This is a genomic window from Corallococcus exercitus (assembly GCF_003611585.1).
In the GTDB taxonomy this organism is placed as follows: domain Bacteria; phylum Myxococcota; class Myxococcia; order Myxococcales; family Myxococcaceae; genus Corallococcus; species Corallococcus exercitus.
In genome coordinates, this window is sequence record NZ_RAVW01000386.1 from 1 (window position 1) to 9451 (window position 9451).

Sequence of the window (9451 nt, forward strand, 5' to 3'; positions counted from 1 at the left end):
GAGGAGGCGTGTCTTGCCGGACACCTCTCTCAGCTGGCCTCGATGGCCGCTCTTCTCCTACCCTCAGCCCCTTCTACCCTCGCCCCCCTGCTTGGGCCTCCCGGCTCAAAAGGGCGAAAGTCGAGTCTGACTCCGCGAGAGGCGGGTCGCTCCAGCGCAGCTTGCCCTGCGCGTCCAGCACCATCACGCCCGCGTGGAAGAGGCCGGCGCGAGGCGTGGTGAGGTCCTGGAGGTCCTCCGTGGGCAGCTCGCGCTTCACGTCCGGGCCCACGCCCTCGGACACGCGCAACAGCTCCGTCTGGAGCAGCTTCAGGTGCAGGCCCAGCGCCTCCGCGTAGACGCGCGCCTCCCGCGTCATGCGGGACTGGAACTCCGCGCGGGCCCCGGCGACGTCGCTGCGATAGGAGAGCAGCGGCCCCACGACGGCGACCGCGCCCAACAACACCAGGCCCGCGACGACGGAGCGGACGAACTGCCGCTCCGCCTGGGCGAGCCCGGGCCGGCCCGAGGGCTCGGCCGGTGTCTCAGGCACTGAGCTTGGTGGCCGAGCCCGCGTTCTGGGTCAGCTTGTCGGTGAGGTACTGCCCGGAGAAGCACGCGGTGCAGTAGGTGCTCCGCTTCGGGTCCTCCACCGCGGTGCCCAGCCCCTCCAGGGACAGGTAGCCCAGGGAGTCCGCCGTCACGTACTTGGCGATCTCCTCCGTGGTGTGGCTGGCCGCGATGAGCTCCGTGCGGCTGGGCGTGTCGATGCCGTAGTAGCAGGGCCACTGCGTGGGCGGCGACGAGATGCGCAGGTGCACCTCCACGGCGCCCGCGGCCTTGAGCATCTTCACGATCTTCCGGCTGGTGGTGCCGCGCACGATGGAGTCGTCCACCACCACCACGCGCTTGCCCTTGAGGACGCTGCGCACGGCGGACAGCTTCAGCTTCACGCCGAAGTGGCGGATGGACTGCTGGGGCTCGATGAAGGTGCGGCCCACGTAGTGGCTGCGGATGAGGCCCACGTCGTAGGGGATGCCGCTCGCCTGCGAGAAGCCGATGGCCGCGGGCACGCCGGAGTCCGGCACCGCGATGACCAGGTCCGCTTCCGCGGGCTGCTCGCGCGCCAGCTGCATGCCCAGGCGCTTGCGGACTTCGTAGACGCTGCTGCCGAAGAGCACCGAGTCAGGCTTGGCGAAGTAGACGTGCTCGAAGATGCAGCGCCCCAGCCGCGCGGCGGGCTTGAAGGGCATGCTGGTGCGCAGCACGCCGTTCTCGATGACGACCAGCTCACCGGGCTCCAGCTCGCGCACGATCTCCGCCTCGATGAGGTCCAGCGCCGTCGTCTCGCTGGCGAGCACGTACGCGCCTTCCTTCATCTTGCCCAGCACCAGCGGCCGGAAGCCGTTGGGGTCGCGCACCGCGATGAGCTTGTCCTCGGTGAGGAGCAGGATGCTGTACGCACCCTCCACCCGGCGCAGCGCCTCCACGAGGCGCGCCTCGAAGGTGGGCTGCTTGGAGCGGGCGAGGAGGTGCATCACCACCTCCGTGTCCGCGTCCGACTGGAACAGCGCGCCCTCCGCCTCCAGCTCCGCCTTGAGCTCCGGCGCGTTCACCAGGTTGCCGTTGTGCGCGATGGAGAACTGGCCGCCCGCGTAGTTCACGAACAGGGGCTGGGCGTTCTTGATGCCGCTGCCACCCGCCGTGCTGTAGCGCACGTGGCCGATGGCCGCCTCACCGGGAAGGTTTTCAATCACCGGCGCGGTGAAGATGTCCGCGACCAGGCCCATCTGCCGGTGCGCGCGCAGGGTGTGCCCGTCGGACGCGACGATGCCGGCGGACTCCTGTCCGCGGTGCTGCAGGGCGTGCAACCCCAGGTACGTCAGGTTGGACGCCTCTCCGTGACCCACGATTCCGAAGATGCCGCACATGGTGCGCTGCCTTACCCCTTTCGACCGCGAAGCGGAACAGGAACGCACGCCTTGAAGCCAGGTATTCCACCTGCTGACGACGTCGGCCCTTGTAGGCCAGGCAAGGTGCCGTTGCCTGAAAGGTAGGAGCCGCCCGGAAGCGCCGAGGGGTTACGCTCCCCGTGGCATGTCCTCCTCCCGGCGCTCCTTCTTCCGCACCCTGCTGCCCTTCGCCTTGCTAACGGCGGGGGCCGCCTACGCGCTCGCCTCGTGGAACTGGTGTGGGAGGTGGGAGGAGCGCACGCCCGAGGTGCTGTCACAGGTGCGTGGCGAAGGCCCCCTGCGGGCAGGCGCGGCGAAGGTGGCCCTCTCCCCGCCCTTTCCGGTGGTGGTGGCGGGCTATCCGCCCCCCCGGCCCGAGGCGAGTCAGGCCGAGCAGCCCCTCCACGCGAGGGCCCTGGTGCTGGAGGCCGGTGGGGCGCGCGTGGGCGTGGTGTCGCTGGAGCTGCTCCTGGTGACCCCGGAAATCACGGAGCGGGTGCGCGAGCGCGCCGCGAAGGCGGGGGTGAAGGAGGTGCTGGTGGTGGCCACGCACACGCACTCCTCCTTTGGCGGTTACGACGCTCGCTGGGTGGCCGAGCTGTCCGGGACGGGGCACTACCAGGAGGCCTCCGTGAACGCGGCGGTGGCTGGCGCGAGCGAAGCGCTGGAGAAGGCCGCGGCCTCGATGGCGGACGTGGGGCTGGAGGTGGGCGGCGCGGCGGACGCGGGGCTTGTCTATTCCCGCTCCGGAGGCGACGCCCCGGACGGCCAGCTCACGCGGGTGGTGTTTCGCGGGCCCACGGGGCCGGTGGCGGAGTTGCTGGTGTTCGCCGCGCACGCCACGCTCATTCCCCGGCAGCGGGCGCTGGTGGATCCGGACTACCCGGGCCGGCTGAGCACGCTGCGCGAGGAGTCGGGCCAGGGCGTCTCCCTGCTCGTGCAGGGCAGCGCGGGCAATGCGTCCGTGGCCTTCTCCGAGGGCCAGGGCCCCGAGCGCGCCCTGGGCTTCGCGCGCAAGCTGTCCTCGCTGGCGGACACGGCGGCCGGAGTGCCCGAGGCGGGGCCGGTGCGGCTGGCGTTCGCACGGGTGAAGACAGCGCTGCCCCGGCCAGACGCGTCGCGGCTGGTGCCGGCCTTCACCCGGGCGGCGGGGGACAACTTCCTGTGCGGTTCATCCCCACGCGAGGCGGAGGTGGACGCGCTGGCGCTGGGGCCACTGGAGCTGCTGTCCATCCCGGGCGAGCCCACCGTGGGCGCGGGCCGGGCGCTGGCGGACCTCTCCGGGGCCACGCACGTGCTGGGGCTCGCCAACGGCTACGTGGGCTACCTGGACACGCCAGAGCAGGTGCGCGCGGGGCAGGGCGAGTCCCGGCGCCAGTACTTCGGTCCCACCTTGCTGGAGCGCCTGGGCGCCGCCGCGCGCGTGGCCTCCGGCGCGGTGGGCTTCTCCGCCGGGAAGTAGACCGGGCGGAGACCGGGCGGTCATGGCGACGGCCCGCCTGCCCGCTTGCCCTGGGAACCTCCTGACGTCCGGCAGGGGTGGGCCGCACCGTCGCTGACGGAGGGCCCGCTGCCTACCTTGGTCTCCAGATCATCTTTGCGTTCAGGGGGCACGGGATGAGGTGGGAAGGCGGCCGTCGCAGCTCGAACATCGAGGACCGGCGGGGAGGTGGCTTCGGGCGTCCGCTCGCGGTGGGCGGTGGCGCCGCGTCGCTGGTGGTGGCGCTGCTGGTGATGCTGCTGGGCGGAGACCCGTCCGACGTGCAGATCGGCTCGCGCAGCTCTCCGTATTCGGATCCGGCCACGGGCGGCTCCGGGAACGTGGACCCCCAGCAGGAGAAGATGAAGGAGTTCGCCTCCGTCGTCCTCGCGGACACCGAGGACACCTGGCCCCGCCTGCTGGAGCCGCAGGGCGTGCGCTACGTGCAGCCGCACCTGGTGCTGTTCACGGACGCGGTGCAGTCCGCGTGCGGCGCGCAGGAGAGCGCGGTGGGGCCGTTCTACTGCCCGGGCGACCAGAAGGTGTACCTGGACCTGAGCTTCTTCGAGGAGCTGGAGAGCCGCTTCGGCGCGCCCGGTGACTTCGGCCGCGCGTACGTCATCGCGCACGAGGTGGGCCACCATGTGCAGAACCTGCTGGGCATCTCCCGCAAGGTGCAGTCGATGCGCAACCGCACGAGCGAGGAGCAGGCCAACCAGCTCTCCGTGCTGACGGAGCTCCAGGCGGACTGCTTCGCCGGCATCTGGGCCAACCACGCCCAGAAGGACCGCAACATCCTGGAGCAGGGGGACGTGGAGGAGGGCCTGGGCGCCGCCAGCGCCGTGGGCGACGACACCCTCCAGAAGCGCGCCCGGGGCTATGTCGTCCCCGAGTCCTTCACCCACGGCTCCGCCGCGCAGCGCATGACCTGGTTCAAGCGCGGCCTGGAGCAGGGGACGCTGGAGGCGTGCGACACCTTCAACGCCCGGCGGTAGGGGGCGCTGAAACCCCAGCGGGGCCGGGGCGCCTGCGTGGCGCCCGTTCCGTTCAACGGCGGGGGCGCTGCTGCTGCGTCCCCATGAGCGGCTGCTGGAGCTGGTACGTCCCGTAGAGCGGCTGTTGCAGTTGATACGTCCCGTTCAACGGCTGCTGGAGTTGATACGTGCCGGTGAGCGGCTGCTGGAGTTGATACGTGCCGTTGAGTGGCTGCTGGAGTTCGTACGAACCCACGAGGGGCTGCTGGAGCTGGTACGCGCCAGCGGGCGGCTGCTGGAACCCGCCGCTGTTCGCGGGCGGCTGATACCAGTAATTGTCCCAGAAGGTGCTGTCGCCGGAATGCCCTGTCAGTGATTGCGGGTCATCCAAGTTCTGCGAGTCATTGCCCACCGGGGCAGTCGCCGCTTCGTCCTGCTGCGCCAATGCCGTCGTGGCCGGGCCGGACGCGAGCGCCACCACCAGGGTCACCAGGGTGCCTGCGCGCATGGAGTCCTCCTGCTTTCCGTCGCGGGAGAGGGGGAACCGCGCCGCGACCTGCTTCTCAAGATGACCGCCCGGGTGGGCCCCGGGGAGCACGCGGCACTGCCACCACGCCTGCCCGGGCGCCGGCCGTGGAGCCTTGCGTCAATCGCGTTCCGAACACATTGCGAACGATAGGCTTACCGCGTGCACGTGCTTTTCCAGACGTGGCAAAGGGGCGCTGCGTCAAAACACAAACGTGTAACTTGTGCTTGTCGTCAGTGTGTCTTTGCTCCGAGCATGCCGCCTTCCCGCTGCTTCGCGGGCCCGGGAGCTTGCCCGCGGCCCATGCGGAGCGGCCTCGCGGAGGAATGACATGCCCCGTTTGCAGTGGACCCGCGCAACGAGCGCGACCCTTCTGGCCCTGGTTGGGGCCCTCTCGCTGACCGCCTGCTCGGATGACGACGACAAGACGCCGGACTCGGGCGTGAAGGTGGACGCGGGCGTCACCACGGACGCGGGCAGCGACGCGGGCACCACGGACGCGGGCAGCGACGCGGGTTCCGTGGACACGGGCATCCCCTGGGACGGCGGCAGCGCGGGCACCTTCTCCTGCGAGGGCAAGGCGCAGACGACGCTGAACTTCGCGCCGGGCCAGGAAGAGGCGCTCCAGGACCAGGTGAACACGCTGGCCGAGTGCACCACCATCAACCTGGCGGCGGGCACGTACACCTTCGAGAACGCCATCACCATCCGCCAGAACGGCATCACGCTGGTGGGCGCGGGCAAGGGCGCGAAGGGCGAGGGCACAGGCGGGGCGAGCAGCACGGTGCTGGTGTTCACCAACGCCGCGGCGAACTCCAACGGCCTGGACGTGGTGGGCAACCGCTTCACGGTGAGCAGCCTGGCGGTGTGGAACGCGAAGAAGGACGCCATCCGCGTGGAGTCCTCCACGGACGTCGTGATGCGCAGCGTGCGCACGGAGTGGGCGGAGGCCAACAAGGAGAGCAACGGCAAGTACGGCCTGTACCCGGTGAAGTCCAAGTACGTCCTCATCGAGGACTGCGAGGCGTACAACGCCGCGGACGCGGGCATCTACGTGGGCCAGACCGAGTACGCCGTCGTGCGCAACAGCGTGGCGAAGCAGAACGTGGCGGGCATCGAGATTGAAAACACGAAGTACGCCTACGTGCTGGGCAACACCGCCCAGGACAACACCACGGGCCTGGTGGTGTTCGACCTGCCGGGCAACCCCATCAAGGGGACCGACATCCGGGTGAAGAACAACACCATCACCGGCAACAACCGGGGCAACTTCGCGTCCGTCCAGGCCAGCAGCAGCACGGTGTCGCAGGTGCCGGCGGGCACGGGCACGTTCCTCCTGGCGTCGCGCCGCGTGGAGCTGACGGGCAACACCTGGGGCAACAACAACACGGTGGACGTGGCGGTGCTGAGCGGCCTCGCCATCGAGTCCGATCCGGCGCAGTGGGTCGCGGGCGGCCTGAACTTCGCGAGCGCGGACATCAACATCCACGACAACACCTTCCAGGGTGGCAGCGGCGACAACGTGGACAACGGCAACACGAGCCAGTCGCTGCGGCCCCTGGGCGCGGCCCTGGCGGCGCTCTACGCCTACGGCGAGACGGTGGGCACGCTCTCCGTGGAGCACCTGCTGTGGGACGGCCTGGATCCCTTCGGTCATGACCGGTCGCAGCTGAACCCCATCAACATCTGCTTCACCAAGAACAAGCTGCCCTCTGGCACCGCCACGGCCATCGTGGACCTGGACCTGCAGGCGGCCGCCACCCTGGCGGGCAAGGGTGACCTGGTGGGCGCGTGGGGCAAGACGCGGCACTACGCCGCCACGGGCACCGCCTTCGATTGCGCGGGCTTCAGCCCGGCGCTGACGATTGGCGACTTCATCCAGTAATCGCGGTCAGGGAGCGTGACACCCATGTGGACGTCGTTCGTGAACCCCCGTCTCTCCGTGGTGCTGCTGGCGCTGTCGCTGGCGGCCTGCGGTTCCTCCGACCCGGAGAACCCCACACCCGACGCGGGGACCTCCGTGCCGGATGCAGGAACGGAGGACGCGGGGGTTCCCGACGCGGGCACACCGGATGCGGGTGCGCCGGACGCAGGGCCCGTGGACTCCGGAACGCCCGACGCGGGCGAGCCGGACGCGGGCCCTCCGCTGGTCATCCCCAACACGCTGTCGGGCTACGGGCTGTTCACCGGAACCCCGGCGGACGGGGGGCTGGTCCCGGTGGAGGGCAACGTGCCCTACACCCTGACCACCGCGCTGTTCTCCGACTACGCGGTCAAGTCACGCACCCTCTACATCCCTCCCGGCAAGACGGCGCACTACCAGCCCATGGCCGCGCTGGACCTGCCGGTGGGGACGCTCATCACCAAGACGTTCGCCTTCCCGGCGGACATGCGGAAGCCGGACCAGGACGTGCGCTACATCGAGACGCGCGTCCTGGTGCACCAGCCCTCGGGCTGGGAGGCGTGGCCGTACGTCTGGAACACGGAGCAGACGGAGGCCACGCTGGCCACCGGCGGCCGTTCCCGCGACGTGACGTTCATCGACACGGAAGGGGAGACCCGGTCGTTCAAGTACTCGGTGCCCTCCAAGAACCAGTGCCAGCAGTGCCACCACCTCCTGGACGACCAGGGGGCGCAGGTGATGCACCCCATTGGCGTGAAGGCGCGCTACCTGCACCGCACGAACACCTACGGCGGCGCGGAGCATGATCAGCTGGAGTACCTGGCCTCACTGGGCAGGCTGGACGGGCTGCCCGCGGCGGCGGAGCTGCCGAAGGCGCCGGACGCGTTCGACCCGCAGGCGGCGGACCTGACCACGCGGGCGCGCACGTACCTGGACATCAACTGCGCGCATTGCCACAACCCGAAGGGGACGGCGGGCGTCACCAGCCAGCTGTTCCTCGACATCGGGACCACGAGCATGTTCAGCCTGGGCGAGTGCAAGCGCCCGGGCTCCGCGGGCAGCGGCGTGGGCGGTGAGTTCGACATCCTCCCCGGCAACCACGCGGAGTCCATCCTCTGGTACCGGATGCACACGGAGGAGTCCGGCAAGATGATGCCGCAGATTGGCCGCACGGTTCACCACGCGGAGGGCTCGCAGCTCATCGCGGATTGGATCGACTCGCTGCCGGCGAAGACCTGCAAGTAGCGCTCACGCCACTGGCGACGGGGGCTGGGGCTCCTCCAGCCCCACGTTGCTGGACGCGCGGTTGTAGACGGCCAGGTCCAGCAGCCCCTCCTCGCGCGCCACCAGCACCGGCACCAGCATCTGGCCGGTGACGTTGGTGAGGGTGCGCATCATGTCCAGCACCCGGTCGATGGCCAGCAGGTAGCCCAGCCCCTCCAGGGGCAGCCCCGCGGCGCTGAGGACGACGGTGGTCATCACCACCGCCGTGCCCGGCACGCCCGCGGTGCCGAAGCTGCCCAGCACGGACGCCAGCAGGATGATGAAGAGCTGCGGCGCGGACAGCGTCAGGCCGAAGTACTGCGCGACGAACAGCGACGTCATGGCCGGGTAGATGGCGCCGCAGCCGTCCATCTTGATGGTGGCGCCCAGCGGCACCGCGAACGCCGCGTAGTCGCGGTTGACGCCCAGGTTGTGGGTGACGCTGCGCAGGGCCACCGGCATGGACGCGAAGCTGGAGGAGCTGACGAACGCCACCTGCATGCCCGGCGCGGCGCCCCGGAAGAAGCGCAGCGGGTTGAGCCCGTGCGCGGCCAGCAGCCCTCCGTACACGAAGACGACGTGCACCGCGCACGCGAGGTACAGCGTGAGGACGAAGGTGCCCAGGGGCAGGAGGCGCTCGAAGCCGTAGGTGCCCACCAGCGCGGCGATGAGGCCGAAGGTGCCCAGCGGCGTCAGCTCCAGCACGAAGCGGGTGACTTGAATCATCGCGTCGCTGGCCTCGCCCACGAGCGCGCGCAGGCGCTCCGTGCGCTCCCCCAGCTTCACCAGCGCGAAGCCCAGGAGGCCCGCGAAGAAGATGACCTGGAGCATCTTGCCTTCGGCGAGCGCGGCGAAGGGGTTGGTGGGCACCACGTCCAGCAGCACCTGCACGGGGCCGGGCACCTGCCGGGGCTTGTAGTCGCTGGCCACCTGGAGCGTGCCCACGCCCAGGCCCGGCTTCGTGAGGGCGGCGGTGCCCAGGCCCACGCCCACGGCCAGCGCGGCGGTGACGGCGAACCAGAGGAAGGTGCGGCCCCCCAGCGCCGCCACGCTCTTCTGGCCGCGCAGCGCGGACACCGCGTGGATGACGGCGAAGAACACCAGCGGCGTGGCGATCATCCGGATGAGCTGGACGTAGAGCGTGCCCAGCGGCTGGAGCCACGTGCCGGCCCGGTCGCCCAGCGCCCACCCGGCGAGCGCGCCCAACACGAAGGCGCCCAGCACGCGCTGCCAGAAGGGAATGCGGAACCAGCGGGCCCAGAGCTTCATCGCGCGACACCTCTCACACCGGTGGACCGGCAGACCCTAACCCCCTCGCGGGTCCAGCGCCGCGTTCCCATCCGAAGGACGCCCCACATCATTGCGACCCGCTCC

At 70.4% G+C, this 9451-nt stretch carries 8 protein-coding genes; 4 read left to right on the plus strand and 4 right to left on the minus strand.

From position 1 onward, the window contains the following. Positions 1-73: 73 nt before the first annotated feature. Positions 74-532, minus strand: a complete 459-nt coding sequence (locus D7W79_RS33040) for a hypothetical protein (protein WP_208729902.1) — start codon at positions 530-532, stop codon at positions 74-76. Beyond that, on the minus strand, positions 525-1910 hold the full coding sequence (gene purF / locus D7W79_RS33045) for an amidophosphoribosyltransferase (RefSeq protein WP_216627297.1): 1386 nt from the start codon (positions 1908-1910) through the stop codon (positions 525-527). The genes D7W79_RS33040 and purF overlap by 8 nt, the downstream gene beginning before the upstream one ends. Positions 1911-2076: 166 nt before the next feature. Here purF and D7W79_RS33050 point away from each other — a divergent pair, with 166 nt between their 5' ends. Beyond that, complete coding sequence (locus D7W79_RS33050; protein ID WP_120529339.1) at positions 2077-3393, plus strand: neutral/alkaline non-lysosomal ceramidase N-terminal domain-containing protein; 1317 nt, start codon at positions 2077-2079, stop codon at positions 3391-3393. A 155-nt stretch (positions 3394-3548) separates the two neighbouring features. After that, positions 3549-4406: a KPN_02809 family neutral zinc metallopeptidase gene (ypfJ, locus tag D7W79_RS33055; RefSeq protein ID WP_120529340.1), complete on the plus strand. Its 858-nt coding sequence runs from the start codon at positions 3549-3551 to the stop codon at positions 4404-4406. Positions 4407-4458: 52 nt separating this feature from the next. On the opposite strand, the gene D7W79_RS33060 is transcribed toward ypfJ, so the two are convergent. Then, entirely contained in the window at positions 4459-4893 is a 435-nt protein-coding gene (locus D7W79_RS33060; protein ID WP_147442171.1) for a hypothetical protein, read from the minus strand. A gap of 349 nt (positions 4894-5242) precedes the next feature. On the opposite strand from D7W79_RS33060, the gene D7W79_RS33065 reads away from it, so the two are divergent. Both D7W79_RS33065 and D7W79_RS33070 read left to right on the plus strand, forming a co-directional pair. After that, entirely contained in the window at positions 5243-6796 is a 1554-nt protein-coding gene (locus D7W79_RS33065; protein ID WP_120529342.1) for a parallel beta-helix domain-containing protein, read from the plus strand. Between the two features lie 24 nt (positions 6797-6820). Beyond that, positions 6821-8059: an SO2930 family diheme c-type cytochrome gene (locus tag D7W79_RS33070; protein WP_120529343.1), complete on the plus strand. Its 1239-nt coding sequence runs from the start codon at positions 6821-6823 to the stop codon at positions 8057-8059. Positions 8060-8062: 3 nt separating this feature from the next. Here D7W79_RS33070 and D7W79_RS33075 read toward each other — a convergent pair whose 3' ends face one another. Next, positions 8063-9346 carry a dicarboxylate/amino acid:cation symporter gene (locus D7W79_RS33075; protein ID WP_120529344.1) on the minus strand — a complete coding sequence of 428 codons (1284 nt, stop codon included), beginning with the start codon at positions 9344-9346 and terminating at the stop codon, positions 8063-8065. Positions 9347-9451 lie beyond the last annotated feature (105 nt).

Excerpts from the sequence above, each read along its gene's own strand:
- D7W79_RS33065 (WP_120529342.1), top strand. The coding sequence starts at position 5,243 with ATGCCCCGTTTGCAGTGGACCCGCGCAACGAGCGCGACCCTTCTGGCC.
- ypfJ (WP_120529340.1), top strand. The coding sequence starts at position 3,549 with ATGAGGTGGGAAGGCGGCCGTCGCAGCTCGAACATCGAGGACCGGCGG.
- D7W79_RS33060 (WP_147442171.1), bottom strand. The coding sequence starts at position 4,893 with ATGCGCGCAGGCACCCTGGTGACCCTGGTGGTGGCGCTCGCGTCCGGC.
- D7W79_RS33070 (WP_120529343.1), top strand. The coding sequence starts at position 6,821 with ATGTGGACGTCGTTCGTGAACCCCCGTCTCTCCGTGGTGCTGCTGGCG.
- D7W79_RS33050 (WP_120529339.1), top strand. The coding sequence starts at position 2,077 with ATGTCCTCCTCCCGGCGCTCCTTCTTCCGCACCCTGCTGCCCTTCGCC.
- purF (WP_216627297.1), bottom strand. The coding sequence starts at position 1,910 with ATGTGCGGCATCTTCGGAATCGTGGGTCACGGAGAGGCGTCCAACCTG.
- D7W79_RS33075 (WP_120529344.1), bottom strand. The coding sequence starts at position 9,346 with ATGAAGCTCTGGGCCCGCTGGTTCCGCATTCCCTTCTGGCAGCGCGTG.